Raw genomic sequence first — 26,674 nt, forward strand, 5'->3', positions numbered from 1 at the left:
GTTAATTTCCTTCAATCATATTTTCGTTACCAATAAGTGTCATTTGTAATGTGCTATCGGCCACCCAAAATTCACGTAAAGATTCGATATAACTTTGCACACTTGTCACTTGCGCACGCGCATCTCCAAACAGTTCAAATGGACTGGTCAGCATGCCGTTATAGCGAAGTTGGTTTTCTTGCAGAATTTTTTTGCGAAGCGGCACAATTTCATCACGTATATGCTTTGTCACATCGTAATTGGTACGATAGGTGTTATAGGCCTCACGGATTTCAGACTGTGCATTGATTGCTACTTGTGCGACCCGATTGACCGATTGCATGTAAATGGATTCAGCCCGTGCAACGCGCGCTGTACCCCAATCAAATATTGGCAATTCAAATGAAAGCTCTACACCCTTTTTATAAGGATCGCCACGACGACCTTCTAACACTCTTGCTGGGCCAATTTCTAATACATTAATGAAGCGTGTCGTCTTGGTAAGCCCGAGTTGTTTAGCTAATGCATCCGTTTCTAGTCGCATAGCCTGTAAATCTAGTCGCTGTTCAAAAGCTGCTTTCTCAAATGGTTGCAACTCTGTGATTGACTTAGGTAAATCTGGCAAACGTTCTTCCAAACTAAACTGATCAACTGATACACCTAGCAAACGTGATAGCGCTTCATAGGCAGATACTTTCTTGTTTGTCGCACTTGCGTAATCTAGTGCTGCATCAGCATAAAAGCTCTGCTCACGTGCTTGCTGTAGCTTGTTAAAGTTACCTGCCTTGACCATCCGTCTTGCTAATTCAGCACTGGCTTCTGCAGATTCTTTTACTTGCTCGCTATAGCGTACTTGCTCTGTTGCAGCGACTGCATTGAAATAGGCAATACGTGTGTGATTTGCGATTTTAATCACTTCAAAAGCAGTTTTCTTCTGAGTTTGCACAAATCTCTGGCGTTCTATCTCTTTCATTTTAGGCATGGTTATAAGCGAGAAAATATTAAACGTGAGCGCTTGTTCTATACTATATTCACCATTATTTCTCACATACAGCATAGAAAACTTAGGGTTAGGCAAACGACCAGCCTGCACCAAATCCGCTTCCGATATACCAAGGTTGTAAAAGTCTGCCTGCAACCCTTTATTATTGAATAGAGCAATTTGTACGGCTTGCTCTACATTTAAACGTTTCGATAATAATTCGTTTACACGTTCAGTGACTTTATTCTTTTCACCTTCTGTTTTTGGCCAAACCACCTCTTGCTTGATGTGTTTTTGAGTAGTATCTTGCACAGCGCCAAAACCACCATCTTTAGAAAAAGTAGCACAACCGCCGAGTGCAAAACTGGCACTGATAATGGCGATTAGAGTACGAGATTTGATTGCTGCATGTTGTGCATTAGTGTTCATGCGATTCTCCTTTTTCATCATCATGTTGCTCTGTAGGTTTATCAGACCTTGTGTTAGCGGTAGCATTAACATCACCGTGGTGACCATGGCCTGCACCCTCACTGGCGGGAATAGATAACACACCTATGCCGTGTCGATAAACTACTTCTCCTCCCAACCATGCTGTCACAGCAATCGCTTGAGAAAGCAGTAAAAGTAAAAACAACATTGGTACTGATATCAGTTCATTGACACGATACTTCCATGCATCCCAGCTAGCCAGCAAGATTAAGCCTAAAGCCGATGGAATGGCCCAAGAACGGTGTAACAACATCGCTGCATGGCCAGCATCATCGTGGTTCACTGAATTAAAAGCGAGCCAGCCAAATAACACTGCTGTTGCAGCACCGATTGCAGCAAGCCATAAGATAAAGTGACCAGCGGCGGCCAGCTGTGCCGAGATCGGATGGCTACGTCGTGCGTAAGCTGCGATACTCAATAGAAATGCGATGATGGTTAAAGCAATTGGGAAATGCACAACAATCGGATGAAAGTTAGGAATTATCTGCCATTGTGTGGGTTGCACTTTAGATGCAGCCATTGAAGGCATTACCATACCTGCATGCTCAGCCCCTTGTTTAGAGGCATGCTCGTGTGGTTGAGACTCATCTTGGGCGGCAGCGTCATGACTTGGTTGCATTTCATCCGGCTTTGATTCACTCATCTTGGAGTGATCCATCGCTTTCATATCAGAACTAGCATGATCATGCTCGGCCATTTTGTCGTGGCTCATCTCTGGCATGTCGTCTTTTTTCATAGCCTGCATCGGTGGTTTATTATCAGACTTGGACTTCATACTGCCATGATCCATCTCTGCCATTGGCGCCGCAGAATGGTCATGTTTCATTTGGCTATGATCCATACCTTTGATACTACCTGAGTCCGTATTTTCCATGCCTTCCATCTTGCTATGGTCCATACCCTCCATTCCAGGCATATCCTTACTTTCAGAAGACATATTAGCCATCTGCTCTGGCGTCATTTTATGTTGCATGCCAGCCATGGAGTGTACGGCATGAACGCCACCGCTTGAAGGTACGTTTATAGATTGCCAATCTGATAAGTTGTCATCAGATAAGGGTTTGTAGTCATCAAAGGATGATTGATAGGTATTGTTCTCTTGAGGGGCATCCGCGGCAAAAGCTGGCGTAAATGCACCTATCGCAAGAGAAAGAATAAACAACGATAAGTTGAATAGTTTCATCGAAATCTCATTTCAAAAATAAATATGGCGAATCAGCAACAGGCCGAAATGGCCTAGAGCTGAGTTAAATCCATCGACTTATTTAAGAAATGGGAGGTCTTTGAGGCTGTGCACTGATGTGCGAGTGGTAACTTGGCTCAAACAAGCTCACTTCGATTGCTTGAACCTGGGATTGCATATTGTCAAGTTGACGAGGTGGCAGAACGGTAAAGCAAGCCATGCAGTGACCGCATTTAGAGCAATTGTCATTGGCTGACTGTTTCTGATCTGCATCGTGCTGATGGTTTTCATGTTGATTCATGCCATGGTCATCATGATTATGGCTTTCAGTACTTGCTGCATGATTATCACAAAGTTGGTCAGCAACCATCATTCCGCTCGCGTAAACAGTATCTGTGAAGAATATTGTTAGCAGAAGGAAAATGAATACACGAAATGATCGCAGTTGCTTAAATTGCATAAGCGTTAGTTTACGCCAACTCAATAAAGTTTAATTAAAAATTAATGGCAGTGATAAGGAACTGAGCCGTTGTGACAACCAGCGCTATTTGTACCACCACTATGGGAAGGAGCACCATGAGTGCCTTCAGCATCATGAGTGTGACCACTATAAAATTCTACTGCGATTCTAGGGCTTATAACATTAGCGACTACAACTGTCGCTCCGACTACACCTACAGTTGCTAAAACAATTAAAAAACCCTTTTTAATATTCATTATTGTCTCCCAGTATTTTTAGAGTTGTGTATCAACTGCCAGCTAATACTGAGCTTTATCTAATTTCATGTCAAAGCTTTATTTCACGAGCTCATCATGATCATGTTGATGATGAACGTCTGGAAAATGTGAGTGGCTATGTTCTATAGGTTCGTGTGAATGTCTATGGGTATGCGTTAGGCTAACATCTCCCGATTTAGCATGGGTGTGCTGGTGATGTTCATCATGACTGTGTTCATGCTCATGTTCTAAAGGCGTGTGTTCGTGTAAATGCTCATGGCACTCACTCAAATGTAGCCAGATTCCAGCAGCCATTAGAATTCCAGTGATGATCAATGGCAGAGTAATAGGGTCACCCAAAGCAATTGCAAGTAGCGCCCCAAAAAATGGTGCTACCGAGAAATACGCGCCAGTTCGTGCTGTACCCAAATGACGCAAGCCAACCACGAATAAAGCCAGACTTACACCATAAGCAAAGAACCCCACAAACATTGAGCCTGCTACATTAAATAAAGAAGGCAAAGTAGCACCAACTGTAAATGCCAAAATTAAATTGACTGACCCAGCAATCAAGCCTTTAATAGAAGCAATCCAAGCAGCATCTGATAATGAAATTTTACGCGTTAGGTTGTTATCCAATCCCCAAGAAAAGCAAGCACCAAGCACTGCTAACGATGGCCATATCCCAGAAAACTTTATTTCACTTGGCCAACTTAAGGTTAGTGCACCTACAACTATTAATGCCATACCAAGCGCAATGCGGCGGTCAAAGTTTTCTTTAAATACAAACCATGCTAACAGAGTAGTAAATACACCTTCCATGTTGAGCAGTAAAGATGCGCCTGATGCCGGCATAGATGTCAAACCCAGCATTAAGAGTACAGGTGCTATTACTCCGCCAGCTAAGATTGCGGCTGCAAACCAAGCAATTTCTTCTCGCTCTAATTTGACTGATGGCGCACGAATAATAAAGCGATAAACCGTTAGGCCAATACCAGAGCCAAGATATAAAAGTCCAGCAAGCAGCCACGGACTAATATGATTGAGTAAAAGCTTTGCAAGTGGAGTGCCAGCCCCAAATAACAAAGCAGAACCTAATGCAGCAAGAATACCTTTTTGTAACATTTTTAAATTCTATATGTATATTGGAGTAAATAAGTACCTTAATTTGCTTGGTCACTTTTCATTATACTTTCGGGTACTAGCAGTCCGCTTTGGGCCGTTTTTTGCCCTTTGACCTACATAAAATCTTTCCGTAAAGCAGACAGTTAAAAGTACAATCAACATTATTTTATGAAGTTTATTTAGCTAGTAGCAATACCTATACTTTATAAGTAATGCTGATGACTTGAAAGAAACAATTATCAAATTGAAACTATAAAGAATTTACAGCCATTTTCTTAGCCAGGTCATCAACACTCACTTGATAATATCTATTAAGCATTTTCAGATCAGAGTGGCCAGTAACGCGACTAAGCTCAATTACGTTCGGAAGAAGGGCAGCCAACCGACTCGTTGCTTCGTGCCGCAAATCGTGAAATCTTAGGTTAACCAAGAAGTTTTCATCAATCTTAACGCCATTCAACTCACATTCATTCAGATACTTGGCCAGTGCGCGATCTCTGGCGCGTTCAAAAGCTTGGCTTATATATTCACCCTTCAGCCCAAATACGAAACCATCTATGCGAGCTGGCAGGGCCTTTAACAGTTCAGCAGCAGTTGGTATCAATGGCGCTACTCTGTTTTTACCATTTTTGGTTTCCATCAGCTTTGCAGATGGAACAGTTAAATCAATATTTATTCGCATTAAATTCGATATTTCACCGCGCCGCATTGCAGTATAAAGCGCAAGTTTTACGATTGATGCTAACTCAATACTGCTTGTGTTGTTGCAAATGGCCTCAATCTCAGCATCGCTAACGCGTCTTTCACGAGCATCATCAACAGATAGTTTTTTAACTTTAGGTATGCCGTGTGGCAATGTGATTTTGCAGTCGTCATGAGCATAAGACAATAATCGGTTTAAAGTCGTAATTTCTCGATTGGCGGAGTTTGCCTGAATTGTTTCAAGTCTAGTGTTTCGGAATTGGATGATGACACTGGTTGTTATGGCACCAATAATTTTACTTCCCAAAGCTTTCTCAATGATATTGAGGCGTGAAACTTCCTGAGGCTGTGCTTTTATGGAAAGCTTGGTTTTATCTGTCTTTGTTTTTGGAGTTTTTTCATCTGCCTCTGACTCTGATTTCGGCTTAATGTTGAGTTTTTCTTTTTTGTATCGTTTGATTAGTTGGCTTAGTGTAGTGCGCTCGGCTTCATTTGTATTAATAAAGATTCCGCGATCAATCTCACTTTCGGTTTTTCTTGCCCAGACATCAGCGTCTTTCTGATAAAAAAAGGTTTTACTGATTTGATGGCCTTTTCGCCTGATTGAAGCACGCCACTGGAATTCACCGCGATATGTAATAGTAGCCATTTAAGCCTTCACTGTACCAAATTTGCACCAATAAATAGCATTAAATCATCAGATGTTTTATTTTACAAGGGATGTAGCGTGTATTTAGTTCCCCCTCCTAAGGGGAGGGTCACACGTTCGATTCGTGTCGGGGGTACCAAATATAAAGGGTGAATATAAAAAGGTTAGTTTTAATCACTAACCTTTTTTGTTTTTAATCGATTGTATTTAATATACAGCTTAAACTGATTTAGGCTTTGCTTTTGGTTTTAGCATCACACAATTTTCTGTTCCATAATTCCCTGTATTTTTTGGCTCTGCTTTGGTTTCGCCAGTATTTGCAATCTGATTAGATTCATAATAGTGATTGATGTAGCTAAAGTGCTTGTTCTTGGCTTGCTTAAAGCGGGCGATACCCGTGCTAAAAATCACTGCGTTACCATCAACTATTTCAATCGTTAAAGCCATGTCGCTTCCGTTAACGATTGCTTGACCACCGTAGGTGGTTGAATTTTCTGTTTCTATGGTTAAATCATATCGACCCAGGTTGCGATGGCTATACACTTTATTTAACTCGAAAGTAATCAGCAAATTATAACTGCCTATTTTTGCATTATTTCCCGCGCATGAGTAGACTCCACTATAATCTGTGCCTGTGAATTTTGCTGCTGCTGGTTTGGATGCGGCAAGTGCACTTGTTGTACATAAGAGTTGTGTGGTGATAGCGACGAGTAGTGTTAAGAATATTTTGTTCATATGAATGGGTGATATTTAGCCGAACTAGATTGTAACTTGATGCTTGCGGTTTTAGAAATAACTATTATATTTATTCTGAATCTATTTCGTTTTCAGCACACTTACTCTTTGCTTTGACGTTTTTTAGATTTGAAATAGATTAAACAAACACAAAGATTTTTTACTCATTATTTTGATAAACATGGATTGAATGAATTTTTTTAACAAACGTATCTTTACACCATTATTGTTTGCGCTCGTTGTTGGAGCAGTCCATTTTGGCATTTGGGCATTATTCAATCAAACATTGCCTTTAATTAATGCGCCTCAAGTGGTCAATGGTTTTGCTTACAGTGGCTTTCAACAAAGCCAAAGTCCTTTGGAGCGGAATTATCCAAGCACGGCTGAATTGTTGGCCGATTTAAAGTTGCTTAAACCGTTAACTAATCATATTCGCATCTACGGCGCGCTTGAGAACAGTGAAGTGACGCCGCTTGCCTCCAGCTTGGGCTTTAAGATTTCAGCAGGCGCGTGGCTTGGTGCCGATAAAGTAGCTAATGATCGTGAAATCTCTGCCTTAAAAGCGCAAATCAAAATTTACCCTAATATTGAGCGTGCAATAGTGGGTAATGAGGTTCTGTTACGAAAGGATATGACTAACGAAGAGTTGTTTGCTTACCTTGACGAGGTGCGTGAATCCACAACTCTGCCGATTTCTACCGCTGAGCCGTGGCATGTCTGGTTAAGAAATCCAGATTTAGTTAAGCATGTGGATTACATTGCAGTGCATTTGCTGCCTTACCATGAGGGCTTGCATGTAGAACAAGCAGTTGACTATTCTTTATTAAAATATCAAGAGCTTATGGCAGCTTTTCCTAGAAAAAAAATAGTGATTACCGAGGTTGGCTGGCCGAGTGAAGGCCCTGCGATTGGCTCTTCAGTTGCCTCAAAAATTAACCAGGCTCATTTTGTGCGGGAATTCATCGCAAAAACCGCTTATAAAAATTATGACTATTACTTGATGGAAGCCTTTGACCAGCCGTGGAAGAAGAATCTGGAAGGTTGGGCGGGTGCATATTGGGGCATGTTTAGTGCAGATCGTACTCTAAAGTACTCATTACAAGGCGCAGTGCCTAAAGACGTGCGATGGATTACCAAGGCAACCTGGGCAACATTAATTGCTTTTTTACCTATTTTATTTATTGCGTATCGTTTTAGAAATTGGGGCTTAGGTGGACGAATCTCACTGGCAGTTTTATTGCAGGCATGTATCACAATCTTGGTCATCGCCTGGAATTTGCCGGGGGATTATTACTACACATTAATGGATTTCAGCATATTAATTGCCTTGATTATGGGTATGTTCCTGACCTCTGCGGTATTAATGATCTATGGCGTAGAGTTTAGCGAGGTGATGTTTAAAAAGCTGGGATGGAAAATCTACGGGCGCGCAAAGCCATTACCTGCCGACGAAGAGTTATTTGTGTCAATCCATCTTGCTTGTTACAACGAGCCACCAGAAATGGTGATTCAAACCATTGAAAGTTTGCTCAAACTAAACTACACAAAATTTGAAGTGATTGTGGTGGATAACAACACCAAGGATGAGGCGAAGTGGAAGCCAATTGAAGCGTATATGGCCACAATGCCTAGTAATTTTCATTTCTATCACTTACCACAATGGCCCGGTTTCAAAGCGGGCGCTTTAAATTTTGCGCTGAGTAAAACCAATCCTGCGGCAGAAGTTGTTGGTGTGGTGGATGCGGATTATGTCGTCACTGCGGATTGGCTATCAGATTTGGTGCCACATTTTAAAGAGGCTGGGGTTGCCGTTGTGCAGGCTCCACAAGCGCATAGAGAGTGGGAGAATAATTTTTTCCGTCGCATGAGCAATTGGGAGTTTGAAGGTTTTTTCCGTATTGGTATGCATCATCGGCATGAGCGCAACGCTTTGATTCAGCATGGCACGATGACATTGATTCGCCATGAATCGCTGCTGCAATGCGGTTCATGGTCGGAATGGTGTATTTGTGAAGATACGGAATTAGGCTTAAGGTTGCTTGAAGATGGTTATGAGCTGCGTTATGTTGATGACACCTTCGGACGCGGACTTACTCCTTCTGATTTTAAAGCACTTAAGTCGCAACGTTCCCGTTGGGCTTTTGGTGCGATGCAGATTTTAAAACATCATCTTCCAAAACTTCTCGGAAAATCCACATTAACTTTTGGTCAGCGTTATCACTTTTTGACCGGTTGGTTTGGTTGGCTGGGCGATGCCTTACAGCTTATTTTTACGATTGGCTCTATCGGCTGGAGTATCGCCATGATTGCCTTCCCTAAAGAATTTTCTCTGCCCGTGACAATTATGATTGCGCCTATTGTGTGCTTTTTGTTTATTAAAGCGGCATTAGGTCCTATTTTGTATCGCAAAACCATGAATTGCCAATGGAAAGATATTCTTGGTGCATCTTTGGCTAGCTTGGGTTTATCTCACGCAATTGCTACTGGTATTATCGCTGGCATCATTCAAAAGAATGGTGTATTTAAAGTGACTTCCAAAGGTAAGCTGAAAACTAAAAAGCTGGCGATTTTGAACCCGATTGTTGAGGAGGTCGTGCTACTGGCTGCTTTGGTGATTTGTGCCACGGCAATGATAATAACTAGGGGCGTAGAGAATTTTGATGCTCAACTATGGGTGGGCTTGTTGGCACTGCAATCATTGCCTTACGTGAGTGCGCTAATTTGCCAGATTCTTGCACACACTTCTGAGGCAGAGAGTTCTGGTGCCAGTGAAAGTAAAGCGATATTAGACGTTTAAGGTGCTTAATTAAAGCCGTTTATCTAACTTGGGTAGTTTCTAGTCTGTTTAAAAATAGGTTATTTAATCAGTAAATACCCTATTTTTCTTATTGTTTTGCTACTTGTTTTTCTTGCCAAAGCTCTAGGTATTTTTCCGAGTTATTCAGTAAATCCTCCTTCATGTCTTCATAAATAGTAGCTGGCGGTAGCGGTGTGTTTTGTGAGATAGCACTAAAACCTAAACCGAGCTTGCCACCTTCTACCTGAAGTCCGATGAATTCCAACATCGTCGGGAACAAATCAAAATGCAGAATGTATTCACGATTTTTTGTGATGGGTTTATTTGAAATAAAACGATTGTAAATATAACGTTGCTTGATTTTATCTAGCTGTTTATGCGACGGGTTGTACATCGCTAAATGATCACCAATAATCACCACATTGGTATCTTTAAGGTAGCCATTTTTTTTCATAAATTTTATAAAATCAACCACTTGAGTTGCGGTGCACTCTACAATTCCCTTGAATTCTTTAACGCCGCGACTTTTGCAGTATTTTGAAAAATGGCCATCTGGCCCGTGCGTATCAATGGTCGTAAATGTTAAGTTAAACGGTTGGGATTGAGCATGCAGTTCTTTAAGTTTGGCTTTAACTAATACCAATAAATCGTCGTCATACAGCCCCCAGTAATTCATTTCATTAACAGTCAGGTTTTTCTTAAGCTCTTCTCTACCATAGACCTCATCGTAATGATGATCTTGAAAAAATTTGCCCTTGCCTGAGAAACTTAACGCATCGCCACCCATGTAAACGTTGTGGTAGCCAGCATCGTGCAGAACATCACCCAGGCAAACTGCATTAGGTAAAAATGCTTTAATTCTTTCGCCTTGGTCATTGCCGCCGTACAAGCTGACAGTTTTCAGTGGAACACCACATTGTGTTGCGGTGATGCCAGCAATGGTCCAGTTTGTACCAGGTGCTTGTTTGTATTGACTAAAGCTGACACCCTTGAGTGCATCTAAACTGCTGAGCAGGTTTTTACCAAATTTTGTCTCATCTTTATAACTGTCTTCTAAAGACTCTACATAAATAAGCACTAAATTCTTAGGTTTTGCGTTGGCCTTTATTGGTTCAATTTTAACCGACCGCGGGTTAACGTAATGTTCGCCAAAGTAATCTGGACCTAATTGATTGTGTACAAAAGCGCTGATTGAAAATTGAAAAGCAAAGTAAATCGAGCAGGCGATCAATGTATATAAAGGCGCACGATGGCTGATGAACCAATAAAACACCTTTAAACCTTGCACATTGAAGATTTGCATGGGTTTTGCAAACCAGTGTTTTGAGTTGTAAATCAGATATAGGGCAATCGAATATTCAACAATCACCAACAGCAATGCGAAACTAATCGGTAATGCCAGGCAAGTTAGAATAAAACTTCTGACGATGCCGACATCTGTGGCTACCAAGCCATCCATGCCAAATTGCGCGTGATATAACACTTGCTCTAGCGAGGCTTGACCAAAGTTTGAAGTCACCCAATAAGCAATGCTTGCTAAAAAAAATGCGAATAAATAACTAAAAAACCTGACAGCGGCTCTTAAATAATGCCTTTGCTGGTTTTGGCTTATTTGTTCACTGGAAAGCATGGATGATTTGATGGTTAACTATTGTCAGATGGTAGTAAATTCAAAGCAATCTACTTATTATCCGTTTTACTATCCAGCGTTTCCCAGCGTGCTAAAAGCGTTTCTAACAGATTTTCAATCTCACTTAATCTCGCTTGCAGACTTTTTACAAGAGGTGCTTGTGTGACATAAATCTCGCTATCAGCCAGTTGCGCGTTGATGCTGCTTTGTTCAGCTTCCAGTAGCTCAATTTGCGCTGGAATGCCTTCCAACTCTTGCTGCTCTTTAAAGCTTAATTTATTGGTCGGTTTGCTTTGCTTGGGACTGGCAGTGTTTTGTTTATTGTTCGCCTTAGCTGCGTTATCGGCTTTTTTATCGTCTAAACGTTGCTGCGTAAAGCGTTGCCAGTCATCATAACCGCCGCCAAACTCCGTTAATACCGCATTGCCTTCAAAGGCGATGACCTGTGTCACAGTGTTTTCCAAGAAAGCGCGGTCATGGCTGACTAAAAATAGTGTGCCGGCAAATTCTTGCAACAGGCTTTCCAATAATTCAAGCGTATCAATATCCAAGTCATTGGTTGGCTCATCCAGCACCAGTACATTAGCAGGGCGGGCAAACAGGCGCGCCAATAGTAAACGGTTGCGTTCGCCACCAGAAAGTGATTTTACCGGGGAGCGTGAACGTTGCGGCGGGAACAGGAAGTCTTCCAAATAGCTGATGACGTGTTTACGTTCATTGCCGATTTCCACAAAATCCGAACCCGGACTGATCGTATCTGCCAGAGTCGCTTCTTCGTCCAGTTGCTCACGCATCTGGTCAAAATACGCCACATTGATTTTAGTCCCACGTTGAATATCACCGCTATCGGCTTCAATATCGCCTAGAATTAATTTCAGCAATGTTGTTTTGCCAATACCGTTAGGTCCGAGTAAACCGATTTTATCGCCGCGTAAAATGCGTGTACTGAAACCGTTAATCAAGGTTCTGCCGCCGTAGGCTTTGACAACGTTTTCAAGTTCAGCAACTAACTTGCCACTACGTTCGCCCGCATCCAGATTCAATCTCACATTGCCTTGGCGTTCGCGTCGAGCGGCGCGGTCTAGGCGCAATGCTTCCAGTCTGCGCACGCGACCTTCGTTACGGGTGCGACGCGCTTTAATGCCTTGGCGAATCCATACTTCTTCCTGTGCTAAAAACTTATCAAATTTGGCTGCATGTGTTTCTTCAACAGCAATCAGTTCTTCTTTTTTGACTTGATATTGCGTGAAGTTGCCGACGAAATCGGTGAGTTTTCCGCGGTCTAATTCGGTAATGCGTGTAGCCAATCTGTCCAAGAAGCGGCGGTCATGCGTAATAAACAGCACGCTGCCGTTAAAGCCTAATAATAAATCTTCCAGCCATTCAATCGCTTCTAAGTCTAAATGGTTGGTGGGCTCGTCCAGCAATAGTACTTCAGGCTCGGCGACCAAGGCGCGGCCTAATGCCACACGTTTGCGCCAGCCGCCCGATAAAGTTGAAATCAAAGCGTCGGCATCTAGCTTTAAACGACTTAACACGGTTTCAACACGCGACTGCGCCGCCCAGCCATTTTGTGTATCCAAATCATGCTGCAAAGCCTGCATTTTGGTCATCAGTGCATCAATATCGGCATCAGGCATGCCCATGTCGTGCGTCACAGCGTGATAATCAATAATCGTTTGCTGTAACGAGCCCAAGCCCTCAGCGACCGCTTCGAATATGGTGTGCGAAGTATCCAGTTCCGGTTCTTGTGGCACATACACCACACGTACATTGGGCGCACGCCATACACTGCCTTCGTCTAGCTTAATGGTTCCGGCAATGGCTTTTAATAAGCTGGATTTGCCTGCGCCATTTCGACCAATGAGGCCGACACGCTCTCCGGAGTCTAGCTGGAAATCTGCGTGGTCGAGTAATGGATGGTGCCCGTAAGCGAGGCTAGCTTGGTCTAAGGTGATATATGGCATAAGCGTTATTTTAACACGGACGCGTAAATGCCAGCCGTGTTTAAGTGCTTAGTTAACATTCATTTAATTTGATGTTAAATGTATGTGAGTTACAGATTTTTCTTAAAATCTGCCAAACTTTGTTTGCAAGGAGATTCCTCTCCTGATCCTGCATCTAAAAATGGCACAATCGCAGCAAGCGGGTTAATGAACGCTAATGCAATACCGCCCAAAACACGTGCGACAATCGGCGTTTTTTCGATGGAAACATCAGGGGTTTTAAACGTGCCTTTTACATGGATAGGTGAGCGCACGGTAAACGGTGACATGTTTTTAGGTTTTGCTGCCAAGCGTAAATCCAAGGTTTCTTTGGCAATGTTCACATTGCCGTCAATCAGTATCAAGGTTACAGGTGTATCTATTAGTGCTACTTTAGGTATGGCAATGCCTTTTTTAGCAGTCAAATCCATTACCGCACATTGCATCGGTAGTGCGTTGTCTTTTGTCAGTAATATACCTAATCCTTGCGCGATATCTAAACCAAGCGCCTCCACAATTAAATGTGAGACAGTGCCTTTATGGATATAAAGCGATACATCGCCATCTAAAGAACTTAACATTTCGGCAGTTGAATTGCCTGTACCCGTTAACTTGGTTTTGCCGTTAAGCATGCCGGTTACATAAGAAGGTGGGCTTTCTTTTTTGCCTTCTGATTGTGCTTGTTTCTTTGGCTGGGTTGAAACCGCTAGCCATTTTTCAACATCAATATCTTTCCAGCGCAGATTAATATTCCAAGTAGGTGCAAGTGCTGTTTTTTTTGTAGCGTTTGCTAATTCTTTATCATTATTTAAGCCTGCGTCTTTTAAATGCGTATCGATGGATATCAAGCCAGCAATGCTACCATCAGCCGTGCGTGCATCAATTTTTGAGAGCGATAATTTTCCGCTATCCAGCAATAAATCTGCTTTTAATGGCGTAATAGGGCGTGAAAATGCATTGCCCAATTCCACATATTGTAAGTTCACCGCAATTTGTGCATCCATTTTATTTAACGATGGTAAGTCGAGCGGGCGATCAGGAATTACTTGGTTATTCTCTGGTTTTGCAACAGAGCCATCGCTATTTTTGGTACCGAACGCAGGTGCTAAGTCGGCTAGAAAAAAGCGTTTTCCGCCTAAGTTGCCTTTCAACACGGGCCTTACAGGTCTAGGGTCATAGGTAAAATTGCCATTCAAATCGCTTTTGCCCACATGCGCAGAAACCGCATTAGCAACCCAGACTTCACTGTTTTTTTCAATTAAGGTGCTCAGTGAAAACTTATCAGTTGTCGGCAACACCACATTCACTAGTTTGCCCAATACTGCAAGAGACGGGCCTTTTACTGACAACTTGCCTTTTACATCATGTTGTCCAAATAAGTCAGAAACCGTACCGATAAAGTCGGCACGTAATCCTGCATGCTCTAGCCAAGCTTTTGAGGAGATAGGTGGAGATGCACTGTCATGTGTTGCAATCGGCAAAAAGCCGTCTGTTATTAACTGGCCTTTAATGGTTTTTTGAGTGAATTTTCCTTGTATCTCAATCACCGAGCTTGCTGTTTTATTTAAATGCCCTTCATCTGTATGAAACTTTGCGGCTAAGTCAATTTGTGTTTGCGGGTCTAAAATTTTTGCAGAGCCGTTTTGCACCACAAGTGTTTCAACAATTGGAAAAGGGCTGTCCGGCTTGTTAGGGTCAGCATTAAATTGCCAAGTAGACGCGCCGTCTTGGTGACGCAAAAGTTGTGCATCAATTTGATTTACGCGTAGTGACTTAATACGTAACTGATTGGATTTTTTGAAATTAAACAGATCGCTATAACGCAGGTTAAGCGTAATATTCTTGGTATCAATAAAATGCGGCGCATCAAATTCTTTCGGCGCCGATATATACAAACCACCGACATTCAATTTTACGCCGCCAACCAGTTTAAGATTAAACGGCTGCTCGATTCTAACGGTGCGTTCCAGTTGCTTACTGGCGAAGCGTTCGGCAGGTTCTCTTAAAAAAGGCCATCCTAAAGCTTCACAGATAATCACTGCAAGAATAGCCGCGCTGAACAATATGAGCCAAAACTTGGCTAGACTAAATTTTTTCTTGGCGGCAATTGAATCCGTTTGGATGTTAGATGCATTTGCTTCTGGTATGTGGGTTTGAGGTTCTTCAATCATACTGAATGCCTTCTTTATTCTTAAAATTATTATGCGTGCAAGTTAGTACTCGCGAGTACGGCATGTATTTACAAACTTAAAATTACGCTTGCCGATGAGTAAAACTGGTTGATGGATTAAAATCGGATGCTGGCGATAATCATCAACGTCATTCAGTTATATCTAATTTTTGAGGGTTACAAAACCAAGATAAAGATGATTTTGATGTCGGAACAGGCCTACACGCGATCAATTTTAAGTGGATTAATCAGCTGGTTTTTTTGCCTAGCATGGCGTGGATATTCGCCATACGTGCTTTGCCATGCTCTTTGCTGACAACAGGATCGTTAAACGGATTACCAAAATGCTTTACATCGGCTGTAGGCAACTCCGTAATGAATCGACTGGGTTCGCACATTTGAACCTCGCCTGCGCGCTTGCGTTTTTTACACCATGAGATATTCAGCGATTTTTGCGCACGCGTAATGCCCACGTACATCAAACGCCGTTCTTCCTCGATTTTTGTAGGATCTGCCACACCTAAATCGATGCTTTCACGATGCGGCAAAATGCCTTCTTCAACGCCGATTAAGAATACATGACCAAACTCCAGACCTTTGGCCGCATGTAGCGTCGATAGTTTTACCGCATCTGGCTCGCCATCTTCACGGCCTTCCAGCATGCTAATCAGCGAAACCATTTGCGTGAGTTCCAGCAGGTTTTTGCCTTCGGTTTCATTGCCGAATTCAGTACTTGGTTCGCCTTTTTTGGTTAACCAGCCTATAAAATCTAATACATTGCTCCATTTACTTTCAGCCGCACGCGGCTCTTCAGAATCGTACAAAAACGCTTCATATTGAATGGTGTTGATTAAGTCATTTAATACTTCACCAGCTGGGTCGCGTACGGCACGGCTTTGTATTTTTTGGATGTATTGACAGAAGTTAAGTAAGTCATCCAGCTGTTTAGCACCAACGTCACGCTGAAAGTCGCCTTCAAATGCCGCTGCAAACAATGATAGTTTGTGCGCACTGGCATATTCGCCCAGTCGTTCAAGTGTGGTGTTACCGATACCTTTTTTTGGTGTAGTCGCTGCGCGAATGAATGCTGGATCGTCATCTTCATTGGCCACCAAGCGTAAATAGCTCACCAAGTCTTTAATCTCGGCTTTATCAAAAAACGATTGCCCGCCAGAGATGGTGTAAGGGATTTTTTGGTTGCGTAGATGTTGTTCAAATATACGCGCCTGATGATTGCCGCGATATAAAATCGCATAGTCCAGAAATTTAGTGCGGTTCTCAAATTTATGCGCCTGCAGCTTCATCATCACAGATTCGGCTTCATGCTCTTCACTCATGGCGGCAGAAACTTGAATCAAGTCGCCAGTGCCAAGCTCGCTCCAAAGTTTTTTTTCAAATAACTTAGGATTGTTGCTGATGACTTGGTTTGCTGCACGCAGAATGCGCACTGTGGAGCGATAATTCTGCTCTAATTTAATCACTTTTAGCTTACTGAAATCGGTGGTGAGTTGACGTAAGTTTTCCACATCAGCGCCACGCCAGCCATAAATCGCCTGGTCGTCATCGCCCACCGCAGTAAACTGTCCGCGCACACCGGTGAGCATTTTCACCAATTTATATTGGCAAGCGTTGGTGTCTTGGTATTCATCCACCAGCAAATACTGCAGTTTGCGCTGCCATTTGTTTAGCGCTTCCTCGTGCTGCTCAAATAACTCAACCGGTAGCTTGATTAAATCATCAAAATCTACCGCTTGATAAGCTTTAAGTGTTTGCTGGTATAGCTGATAAACCTTGGCAGCGGCATGTGTGAGTTCCTCATCTGCTGTCGCTTTGGCTTGATCTGGATTAATAAACCCATTTTTCCAAGCGGAAATTTGCCACTGTGTTTTGCGTAATAGCTGTTTGTCTGTCGTTGATAAAATGTCTGCCACGATTTTCAAACTATCGCTGGAATCTAAAATAGAAAACTGCGGTTTATAGCCCAGTAAAGCGGCTTCGGCGCGCAGCATTTGCAGGCCAAGCGAGTGGAATGTCGCAATAGTTAGACCTTTGGTGGACTTTCCCGCCATCAGCTTACTTACACGCTCCTGCATTTCACGCGCGGCTTTATTGGTAAATGTGATAGCGGCTATTTCTTTGGGGGAATAGCCAGCTTCATCGATTAAATAGCCTATTTTTTGCGTAATCACGCGTGTCTTACCACTGCCAGCACCCGCCAATACAAGTAAAGGACCATCGAGATATTTAACGGCTTCGCGTTGTGGTGAATTAAGGCTATTTAGCATGAATTTACTGGATTTAAGATGAATTTATAAGGCTGGAATGCCAAAACGCGCTGGGTGGCGTTATACTGACAAGCATTACTACAACACAATATTTTAACTGTTAAATCAAAAATCAGCGTTATTTAATTCACTAAATATAATTTTAATACTTTAATTTTGATGCCAAAATTTGATTTAAAAACCATTATCTTCATGTCAATGTTGCTCACATTCATGTTGTCTATGTTGTTGGCAATTACGCGTAAACATCATAAAGAGGTGGGCGGCCCGGGTTATTGGGCAGTGGGTAATCTGGTGGTTGGTTTGGGCATGGTGCTGGTGCTGATTCAGTTGGATACCCCCAAAGTACTTTTTCTGCCGGGCCTGGCATTAATAGGCGCGGGCTTAAGTTTGTATTTAAACGGTATTCAAGCCTTTATTGGTAAAAAGCCCGATCATCGTATTCCAGTCGTTCTGTTTTTTTTACTGGTGGCGATTGACGTTTTTTTTGTAATACTACAGCACGATTTACGCATAGCAACAGCGCTGGGTGCACTGGTTTTTGCAGGTATTTATCTGGTCAGTGCGCGCCTTACTTTTTCGCGCGATGAAGGCATTGTCGGCAGTTTGTTTTGGGTTGCTTCCAGTTTATTTTTGCTGATGGCTTTGTTTATGCTAGGCCGTGCTTTCGCAACGGTTAAAGCCGATGCTGCGGTGTTTACCAGCTTTGCGACGTGGCCTATCAATGCTTACACTTTTATGCTGGGCGCTGTTTCACAGTTTTTTATTTCCAGCCTGTTTGTCTTATTGCTAAGTTACCGTCTGAATCAGAATCTGGAATCCATTGCGACTATCGATAGTTTGACAGGGATACTAAATCGGCGCGGTTTGGAAGATTCCGCCTTCAAAATGCAAGGTGTTTGTAAGCGTATCAACCTTAGTATGGCAGTGTTGGTGATTGATGTGGATCACTTTAAAAAAGTGAATGATAAACATGGACATTTATTTGGTGATGATGTGCTGAAAGGTTTGGCCAAAACGATTGCGGAAATTCTGCGTTCTGGAGATGTGCTGGGGCGATACGGTGGCGAAGAGTTTTTTGTTTTTTTGCCCAACACCAATGAAAAAGATGCGGCTAATTTGGCGGAACGGATTCGTATGGGTGTTGAAAAAACACTCCATACCGTGAATCATAAAATCATTAAAGGCACGGTGAGTATTGGCGTGGCGGATTCTGTGCGTGCAGGCTACGATTTTAAGGGCTTAGTCGCTGCGGCAGATAGTGCGTTGTATGTGGCTAAAAATAGCGGCAGAAACCGTGTTGTCAGCTATACCAATATTACGCGGGATAGTAAATTAGATACCCGATTTGCTGATGTACTCTAACGTATCATATTGAGCTAAATATTTAAATTATGCGATCAACCAAAGCCAGTGCGGCAATAGACCGATTAAAACGCCGTAGTGGTAACGACAACTACTCAATGGCGATGACGAGTAATGGACTGTTTAGTCTGATGCTGCCTAGCACAATTGAAGCGCTTCTTGCTGATGACCAAATAACGCCAGCAGGCAATAAACCTACCCGTCTATGTGAGCCAATGCCGATAGATGAGTTTGTTGTTTTCGTGAATGCTTATGGCCCGCAAACGCCTAAGCGTGTGAGTAAGCTGGATGTTGCTTTTAGTCAGCAGCTTGCCAAAGGTAGAAACAACCGCTCTTAGAACTGCCGTTTTCAAACCATATTCAAATAGTAGTGCTATAAATAGAGCACTAATTCAATGTATCAAAATAATAGTTCAAGAAATCTTTCAATTCGAATAAAACACAATCTGCATCAGTAGCTGGCATAGAAAATGCTGATAATTTCATAGGATGTTAAGAAATAAATGACTGTCTGTTAGTGTTATCTAAAGGTTAAGTAAAAATGATGTTTGCGTGGCTAGAGTTCAGAACGATGTTGTTTATGTCCGGATTATTGGCAGTAGCCTTATCTATATTGCTGCTGACAATTAACTCGCGTACTGTCATGCTCAATGGCTTAAAAGAATGGGTGTACGCTAACTTGTTGATAGGTGGCGCCATTATCACTTTCACACAAGTGATGGTGCCACTCGATATTCGAACTTTTATCGGTGGTTTACTGATTGTTTCAGGTCTTGCTCTCTATTTCATTTCGATTCGCATTTTTGATCAGCGCCCAATAGAGCGGCGATATATTCAGTCTGCATTTCTCATTTTTATCGTGCTAAAAATAACGATTGCGGTGTTGTCAAAAAGTGAATATGCCTCTGTTGTCTTTAATACCGCTATTTGCATGATATTAACCGCTGTGATTGCTTTGTATCTACTCAAGTATTCAAGCCAAAAACGCTCACCGGAATATCGCTTTACAGGTGTTTTTTTTGTTATTTTCACCGGCATCACACTCTGGCGGTTTTATATACTGTGTGCTGATACTGTCTCGCCTTTGGCACATTTAACCGAATGGACATTAAATGAGGTGACATTTCTGGGTTGTATGTTAAGTGTGTTGGCTATTAATTTCGGGTTTATTGCGATGGTCAACGTCAGATTGGCCGAATTGCTTGCGTATAGCGCAGGGCATGATTGGTTAACTGGCGTGATGAATCGTGGCAATTTAGAGAAAGGTGCCGAATTATTGACACTGAAATCGTTTAAATCGAAACAAACACAGGCCATGTTGTTAATGGATTTAGATCATTTCAAAGAGGTTAACGATACTTATGGCCATCTGCTTGGAGACAAAGTGATTCAAACGTTTGCCCAATTGGCTAAAGATAATATGCGTGATATTGATTTATTAGGGCGCTATGGTGGTGAAGAATTCTGTATCCTAATACCCAATGCTAGTGAAAAAGAGGCGTTAATGCTGGCCGAACGGATACGCCAAAAATATGAAAACATGCCTATTATGTTGAATGACCAGTCAGTGAATTGCACCGTCAGTGCGGGCGTTTGCGATTCTAGTCAATTAGGCAGCGATTTTAAAAGTATGTTTTCAGCCGCAGATAAAGCCTTGTATGCAGCTAAAAAAGCGGGTAGAAATAAAGTCGTTTTATATTCAAGTTTGTAATGGTTTGATTGCTGTCATTAGATTGTCGGCGTTGCATTGGCGGCGATATGGCAGTTAATCAAAAGACTCTGCAAGACTTGCTAGTGCGAGCCTTACAGAGTTTATGTATTAGATATCGCTATTGATCAGATCGATAAAACAGGCGATATAAAACAGGTAATACCAATAAGGTTAACAGCGTTGATGACCAGATGCCACCAATGACTACTGTAGCCAAAGGTCTTTGTACTTCTGCGCCTGTTCCCGTTGCGATTGCCATTGGCACAAACCCTAATGAAGCCACCAATGCGGTAATCAATATCGGGCGTAGTCGGCTGATGCTGCCTTCCTGAATCGCAGTGTCGATAGATTTATTTTCAGCGATTAACTGACGAATAAAGCTAATCATCACCAAGCCATTTAGTACTGCGACACCCGATAGTGCAATGAAGCCAACACCTGCGGAAATAGATAACGGAATGTCACGCAAATACAAAGCTAACACACCGCCTGTCAGTGCAAAAGGGATTCCGGTAAATACGATTAACCCATCTTTCACATTATTAAACATCGCGTAAAGCAGTATAAACACCATTAACAAGGCAAGAGGAACCACCAGCTGTAAACGCTTGCTGGCAGATTGCAACTGCTCAAAAGTACCGCCCCAGTTTATCCAATAACCTGAGGGAATTTTGACCTCATTTTGAATACGTTCCTGCGCTTCATTGATATAAGAACCGATGTCACGGTCGCGAACGTTAGCAGTCACGACCACACTGCGTTTACCATTCTCACGACTGAATTGATTCGCTCCAGGCGCAACATCAATACTCGCGACTTCACCTAATTGCAAATAAACTGGCGTATCACTGTTACTCGCGATTTTAATGGGTAAACGTTTAAAGCTTTCAATATCCGCTCTGGATTCATCAGGCAGGCGCACCACAATATCATAGCGTCTGTCTCCCTGAAATAAAGTGCCTGCTGCGCGACCATTCATGGCGATTGAAATAGCGTCCTGTACATCGGCAACATTCACACCCAATCTGGCAATCTTTTGGCGATCAATATTCACAGTCAGGATTGGTAAGCCAGTGGTGTGTTCGATTTTGACATCTTCGCCGCCTTGAACATTAGCAAGCACTTTTGAAATTTCTTTGGCAGACTCATTCATCACCTCCATGTCATCACCAAATACTTTAACGGCGACATCGCTACGTACCCCTGAAATCAGCTCATTAAAGCGCATCTGTATCGGTTGGGTAAACTCGTAGTTATTGCCTGGCACCTGAGTCATTGCTTTTTGCATTTGTGCGACTAATTCATTTTTAGTTAAATTGGGGTTTGGCCATTCAGATTTTGGCTTGAGCATCACAAAGTTATCCGCCACGCTTGGTGGCATTGGGTCGCTGGCAATTTCAGAGGTGCCCAATTTAGCAACGATGCGTTCTACTTGCGGAAAACCTACAATGGTATGTTCAAGCTCTCTTTGCATTTCAATCGCCTGGCTTAAGCTAGTGCCTGGAATGCGCAAGGCATGCAGTGCGATATCCCCTTCATTTAAGCTGGGTACAAATTCGCTGCCCATGCGGCTGGCTAATAAACCACTCAGCAATACGGATACAATAGCAATTGTGATGACCAGCGCTTTGTTAAACATTGCCCACTGCAATATGGGTAAATAGCTTTTTTTCACCCAGCCAATGAGCGGTTGCTCTGTTTCGTTGATCTTGCCGTTGATGAAAAGCGCTATCGCGGCAGGAATGAATGTGACGGAAAGCAACATGGCACCAAGTAGCGCAATCACTACGGTAAATGCCATTGGGTGAAACATTTTTCCCTCTACGCCAGTCAGCGCAAAAATGGGTAAATAAACCACCATGATAATAAGCTGGCCAAATATCAAAGGTTTTTTGGCTTCTTGTGCAGCGCTAAACACTGCTTCGAATCGTTCCGATTTTGTGAGCGTTCGTCCCAAATTTGCTTGGGCATGTGCAAGTCGGCGCATGCAGTTTTCTACAATCACCACGGCACCGTCAATGATAATGCCGAAATCCAGCGCACCTAAGCTCATTAAATTTGCACTGACTTTGCCTGTTAACATGCCAGAAAAAGTAAATAGCATGGAAAGCGGAATCACCAGCATGGCGATAATGGCGGCGCGCATATTGCCCAAAAAGATGAACAAGATGGCAATCACTAATAGTGCGCCTTCCAGCAGGTTGGTTTTAACCGTATTAATGGCTTTATCAATCAAAATTGTGCGGTCATACACGGTTTTTGCAATAATGCCAGCAGGTAAGGTTTGGTTAATTTTTTGCAATTGCGCTTCTACCGCAGCAGAAACCGTACGACTATTTTCGCCTGTGAGCATAAATACCGTGCCCAACACAACTTCCTGTCCATTCTCCGTGGCGGCACCATCGCGCGCTTCGTTGCCAATCATCACTTCTGCAACATCCTTTACACGCACAGGCACACCAGATTTTGCATCTATCACAATATTGCCAATATCTTCCAAATTGCTCACTTGTCCAGGCACGCGAATCAAATATTGCTCACCCGATTTTTCAATATAGCCAGCACCAATGTTGGCGTTGTTATTTTCTAAAGCGCTCACCAAATCATTTAACGATAAGCCTCTGGTGATTAATCGATCTAGATACGGCGCAACTTGATACTGCCTGACGTAGCCACCGACGGTATTGATTTCATTCACGCCAGGCACATTGCGTAGTTGTGGCTTGATGATCCAATCTTGCACTTCGCGCAAATCCATTGGGTTGTAAGGCGTGCCATCAGCTTTTAATGCACCCTCTTTTGCTTCAACAGTCCACATGAAAATCTCGCCCAAGCCAGTGGAGGTAGGGCCCATCTTCGGCAAAATACTCGCTGGCAATTTCTCTTTTGCCTGACTAATGCGTTCACTCACCAACTGGCGCGCGAAATAAATATCCGTACCTTCTTTAAATACCACCGTCACTTGCGACAAGCCGTAGCGGGATATCGAGCGCGTTTGTTCCAGTTTAGGCAATCCAGCCATTGCCGTTTCAATCGGATAGGTGATACGTTGTTCCGTTTCCAATGGCGCATAACCCGGCGCAGATGTATTAATCTGCACCTGAATATTGGTAATATCCGGCACGGCATCAATCGGTAGTTTTTGGTAGCTGAAAATACCCAGTACTGCGATACCAAGCGCGATAAGCATGACAAGCCAGCGCTGATTAATCGAGAATCGAATGATATGATCAAACATATTGCTGTTCCTTTTGGTGTTGCTTAAGTATCTTTTTAAAATTCAGCAGATTTTTAATGAGAATTGGTTTAGTGGTCATGACTTGCACCCGCCTTACCAATATCCGCTTTGATTAAAAAGCTATTACCAGCAGCATATTGCTCACCGGCACTTAGGCCTTCCAGAACCTCAACATATATATCGTCACGGCTACCTAATTTTAGTGGCCTTGCCTCAAAGTATTCCCCATAACGTCCAAACACCACCGTCCAATCTCTTAGTGTCTGCAGGCCTTCTATAGAAACTGCCAGAGGCACTTTTATTTCCTCAGAAATCAATTCAATATTCACAGGCAAGCCAGGCAGCCAGGTTTGATCAGGATTGTTTAATACCACACGCGCCATCGCAGTACGCGATTGTTCACCGACCAGCGCACCGACATAGGAAATCGTGCCAACGGCTTGTGCATCAAACGCGCTTGCTTTAATGGTAACGTTTTGCCCTGTTTTTACCGTATTAATATCTTTGGCATAAATGGTCATTTCTGCCCAAACGGTGCTTAAATCCGCTATTTCAAACAGGCTGTCAGCTTCACTGACGACTTGACCAAGGCTAATTTTCTTATTAGTCACTACGCCGTCTATAGGTGAGCGTAATTCATAACGTGATAAACCACCTGTACTGGAACCTGCACCAATCGCCCCGAGTTTTTGCTGAATGCGCTGGCTGTTAATTTTCGCTTCTTGTAAATCGTGTTGCGCCTGTAAATAATCTTGTTCGGCAGATATTTTTTCTTCCCACAATTGCTTCTCTCGATTATAAGTAGCGTTTGCTAGCTCGATTCTTTTTTGCGCCGCCAATAAATCACTGCGCATATCCGCAATCGATTGACTCGAAATAGACGCCAATACTTGCCCCTTGCGTACTTTGTCGCCAGCGTTAGCGTTTACCGACTCAACAATGCCGCCAACGCGCGGCACGATATGCACGCTTTTATCAGCATTTAATTTGATCTTGCCTTGCAAATGCAGTGTGCTTTTGATTTTTGCCGGGCCTGCCGTTAACACTTCAATGCTATTAATTGTCAGTTGCTTATCTGTTATTTTGACTCTGGCTTCAATTTGCTCATAAGAAAACTGATGGTGTTTATCGGCATGTTTAGCGGTAATCTTTACCTTAAATGAATGCGGCTCTTCAATAACGGCATTGCCTTTTAGATAGTCCTTTTCTGGAGAAAATTGAATCAGTTGCGGCTTGTTGCCCAACCTTTCTAATTGGATGGTAATGACTGACTTTGCAGGACTAAGCGGCTGGCCATTTTCATAGGTGTAGATCCTAAATTCGGGTGGCGTATTACGCTCAAAAATAGTCACTTCAACGCCATAATCATCTTGGGTAAATAACTTGCCACCATGCGGGCCTTTAATGATTTCTTGCGCTTGAGGAGCATGGTCATGGTTATCCATAATGGCTGGTGATTCTTCATCTGTGTGTTGTTCGTGCTCATGATCTTTTGATGGATTTGAGCTAAGAATAAGCGCGCCCAAAATAATGCCAATGAGAATGACGGCAATAATGGCTAACGATTGTTTGTGTTTAAGCTGCATGATTGTTCCTGATAATTGATGCTTAAGTTTCGCTTAATATTGATTGTGGTGTGAAATGACATCACCCAGAATGCGTTCTATTTCCGCCACTGCCTGATGCGCATCCAGTAATGTCTCTATGTATTGAGATTTGGCTTGAACCAGCGTGCGTTGTGCATCCAGTACATCCAGAAAATTGAATTTACCAGCGCTAAAACCTTTATTGGCTGCATCAAAAGCACTTTGAGCGCTTGGCAAAATGTCGGTTTTAAGCGATTCTGCCGCTTGTCTGGCTGTATTTAAGCGTTCGTATTGACCTGATAAATTCGCCGCAAGCTGGTTTTTGAGTGCGACTAATTCATCCTGCGCCTTGTATTGGCGACTGACCGCTTCCTGCAAATTGCCTTGGTTGCGATCAAAGATTGGAATAGGAATGGATAAACCCAATAAAGCCTGATTAACACCGCCAAGCTCTTGGTTATTAACAACACCGGCGCTAATGGTGATATTCGGCGTACCTTTACTGCGCTCAATTTTTGTCAGCGCACTGCGTGAATCAATTTCAATGTTTGCCAGTTTTATGGCCGGGGCATTATCCAGTTGGCTGGCCAGTGTACTAAAAGCGGCCATTTCAGGAATGACAGTGGCATCGCCTTCAGCATTTTCAAATGTGTGCAATGCGCTGCCCCATAACGCAGCTAGACGTTTGCGGGAATTTGTTAATTGCGTGTTGGCTTGGTTGAATTCAATTTTTGCGCTGGCTTCTGCGATTTTTGACTTGGTTTCTTCTACAGGCGAACTTTTGCCAGCTTTTACGCGCTTACTGGCGGCATCGCGTGCTAGCTCAGCAATGTCGAGTGACGACTTTGCCAAAGTTAATCGTTCCTGCGCGATTAGAACTGTATAAAAAGCTGCGATAACATTGGCGTGAATCTCGGTTTTTTTATTGTCTAACTCCGCTTCGGCCTTGGTGTAAAAAGAATCAGCCGCTTCTATTCTCGCCTCTCGTTTATTGCCAAGCTCAATTTCTTGGTTAAGCTGTAAGAGGGTCTGCCTGTTGGAACTGCGGGTATCTTGAATCGAAGTCGATAGTGATGGATTTGGTCTAGTGGCGGCTTGTGTCTTAATGCCCTCAATTGCCTCGCGTTCACGTATGGCGACAGCAATTTCAGGATTGGCGTTAAGGGCTAAATTTAACGCATCCTTTAAGGTTAAATGCGCGGCTGGCAAGCTTGCTTGTAAGACAGGTGCATAAGAGTCAGCAAAAATTGCAGTTGAATTACCGATTAACAATAGCGATATCAATATGTTTTGAATGCCGGATTGTAGGCATTTTGACCCAAGTTTTGGTCGTGTGAATTGCATGA

At 42.9% G+C, this 26,674-nt stretch carries 18 protein-coding genes; 4 read left to right on the forward strand and 14 right to left on the reverse strand.

Annotated features, from left to right (window positions below; all coding sequences use genetic code 11):
* Position 1: 1 nt before the first annotated feature.
* From K370_RS00235 to K370_RS00260, 7 genes are all read right to left on the reverse strand, one after another.
* On the reverse strand, positions 2–1,390 hold the full coding sequence (locus K370_RS00235; protein WP_047538604.1) for a TolC family protein: 1,389 nt from the start codon (positions 1,388–1,390) through the stop codon (positions 2–4).
* Entirely contained in the window at positions 1,380–2,633 is a 1,254-nt protein-coding gene (locus K370_RS00240) for a DUF2231 domain-containing protein (protein WP_047536715.1), read from the reverse strand. The genes K370_RS00235 and K370_RS00240 overlap by 11 nt, the downstream gene beginning before the upstream one ends.
* Before the next feature lie 82 nt (positions 2,634–2,715).
* Entirely contained in the window at positions 2,716–3,006 is a 291-nt protein-coding gene (locus K370_RS00245) for a hypothetical protein (protein WP_152603129.1), read from the reverse strand.
* Between the two features lie 128 nt (positions 3,007–3,134).
* Positions 3,135–3,350 (reverse strand): hypothetical protein, encoded by a 216-nt coding sequence (locus K370_RS12175; protein WP_152603130.1) that lies wholly within the window; start codon positions 3,348–3,350, stop codon positions 3,135–3,137.
* A gap of 78 nt (positions 3,351–3,428) precedes the next feature.
* Positions 3,429–4,475, reverse strand: a complete 1,047-nt coding sequence (locus K370_RS00250; RefSeq protein WP_047536721.1) for a DMT family transporter — start codon at positions 4,473–4,475, stop codon at positions 3,429–3,431.
* A 250-nt stretch (positions 4,476–4,725) separates the two neighbouring features.
* The gene (locus K370_RS00255; RefSeq protein WP_047536723.1) at positions 4,726–5,826 is read right to left on the reverse strand and encodes a site-specific integrase; all 1,101 of its coding nucleotides are present in this window, start codon (positions 5,824–5,826) and stop codon (positions 4,726–4,728) included.
* A gap of 219 nt (positions 5,827–6,045) precedes the next feature.
* Positions 6,046–6,561, reverse strand: a complete 516-nt coding sequence (locus K370_RS00260; RefSeq protein WP_047536726.1) for a hypothetical protein — start codon at positions 6,559–6,561, stop codon at positions 6,046–6,048.
* A 190-nt stretch (positions 6,562–6,751) separates the two neighbouring features.
* On the opposite strand from K370_RS00260, the gene K370_RS00265 reads away from it, so the two are divergent.
* The gene (locus K370_RS00265; RefSeq protein ID WP_047536729.1) at positions 6,752–9,358 is read left to right on the forward strand and encodes a glycosyltransferase; all 2,607 of its coding nucleotides are present in this window, start codon (positions 6,752–6,754) and stop codon (positions 9,356–9,358) included.
* A gap of 88 nt (positions 9,359–9,446) precedes the next feature.
* On the opposite strand, the gene K370_RS00270 is transcribed toward K370_RS00265, so the two are convergent.
* From K370_RS00270 to K370_RS00285, 4 genes are all read right to left on the reverse strand, one after another.
* Positions 9,447–10,988 carry a sulfatase-like hydrolase/transferase gene (locus K370_RS00270; RefSeq protein ID WP_047536732.1) on the reverse strand — a complete coding sequence of 514 codons (1,542 nt, stop codon included), beginning with the start codon at positions 10,986–10,988 and terminating at the stop codon, positions 9,447–9,449.
* 50 nt (positions 10,989–11,038) lie between these two features.
* Positions 11,039–12,955, reverse strand: a complete 1,917-nt coding sequence (locus tag K370_RS00275; protein WP_047536736.1) for an ATP-binding cassette domain-containing protein — start codon at positions 12,953–12,955, stop codon at positions 11,039–11,041.
* A gap of 89 nt (positions 12,956–13,044) precedes the next feature.
* Positions 13,045–15,144: an AsmA family protein gene (locus K370_RS00280; protein WP_052185114.1), complete on the reverse strand. Its 2,100-nt coding sequence runs from the start codon at positions 15,142–15,144 to the stop codon at positions 13,045–13,047.
* Positions 15,145–15,391: 247 nt separating this feature from the next.
* Complete coding sequence (locus tag K370_RS00285; protein ID WP_047536747.1) at positions 15,392–17,428, reverse strand: UvrD-helicase domain-containing protein; 2,037 nt, start codon at positions 17,426–17,428, stop codon at positions 15,392–15,394.
* Between the two features lie 192 nt (positions 17,429–17,620).
* On the opposite strand from K370_RS00285, the gene K370_RS00290 reads away from it, so the two are divergent.
* From K370_RS00290 to K370_RS00300, 3 genes are all read left to right on the forward strand, one after another.
* Positions 17,621–18,793 carry a GGDEF domain-containing protein gene (locus K370_RS00290; protein ID WP_235272636.1) on the forward strand — a complete coding sequence of 391 codons (1,173 nt, stop codon included), beginning with the start codon at positions 17,621–17,623 and terminating at the stop codon, positions 18,791–18,793.
* A gap of 29 nt (positions 18,794–18,822) precedes the next feature.
* Positions 18,823–19,131 (forward strand): hypothetical protein, encoded by a 309-nt coding sequence (locus K370_RS00295; protein ID WP_047536749.1) that lies wholly within the window; start codon positions 18,823–18,825, stop codon positions 19,129–19,131.
* A 203-nt stretch (positions 19,132–19,334) separates the two neighbouring features.
* Positions 19,335–20,504 carry a GGDEF domain-containing protein gene (locus tag K370_RS00300; protein WP_047536751.1) on the forward strand — a complete coding sequence of 390 codons (1,170 nt, stop codon included), beginning with the start codon at positions 19,335–19,337 and terminating at the stop codon, positions 20,502–20,504.
* A 118-nt stretch (positions 20,505–20,622) separates the two neighbouring features.
* On the opposite strand, the gene K370_RS00305 is transcribed toward K370_RS00300, so the two are convergent.
* The 3 genes from K370_RS00305 to K370_RS00315 all read right to left on the reverse strand — a co-directional run bounded on the left by K370_RS00305 (position 20,623) and on the right by K370_RS00315 (position 26,672).
* Positions 20,623–23,742, reverse strand: a complete 3,120-nt coding sequence (locus K370_RS00305; protein ID WP_047536758.1) for an efflux RND transporter permease subunit — start codon at positions 23,740–23,742, stop codon at positions 20,623–20,625.
* A gap of 68 nt (positions 23,743–23,810) precedes the next feature.
* Positions 23,811–25,328 carry an efflux RND transporter periplasmic adaptor subunit gene (locus K370_RS00310; protein WP_047536761.1) on the reverse strand — a complete coding sequence of 506 codons (1,518 nt, stop codon included), beginning with the start codon at positions 25,326–25,328 and terminating at the stop codon, positions 23,811–23,813.
* A 33-nt stretch (positions 25,329–25,361) separates the two neighbouring features.
* Positions 25,362–26,672, reverse strand: coding sequence for a TolC family protein (locus tag K370_RS00315; protein ID WP_047536763.1), 1,311 nt, complete (start codon positions 26,670–26,672; stop codon positions 25,362–25,364).
* Positions 26,673–26,674 lie beyond the last annotated feature (2 nt).

This window comes from Methylotenera versatilis 7, assembly GCF_000799165.1.
Taxonomy (GTDB): Bacteria; Pseudomonadota; Gammaproteobacteria; order Burkholderiales; family Methylophilaceae; genus Methylotenera_A; species Methylotenera_A versatilis_A.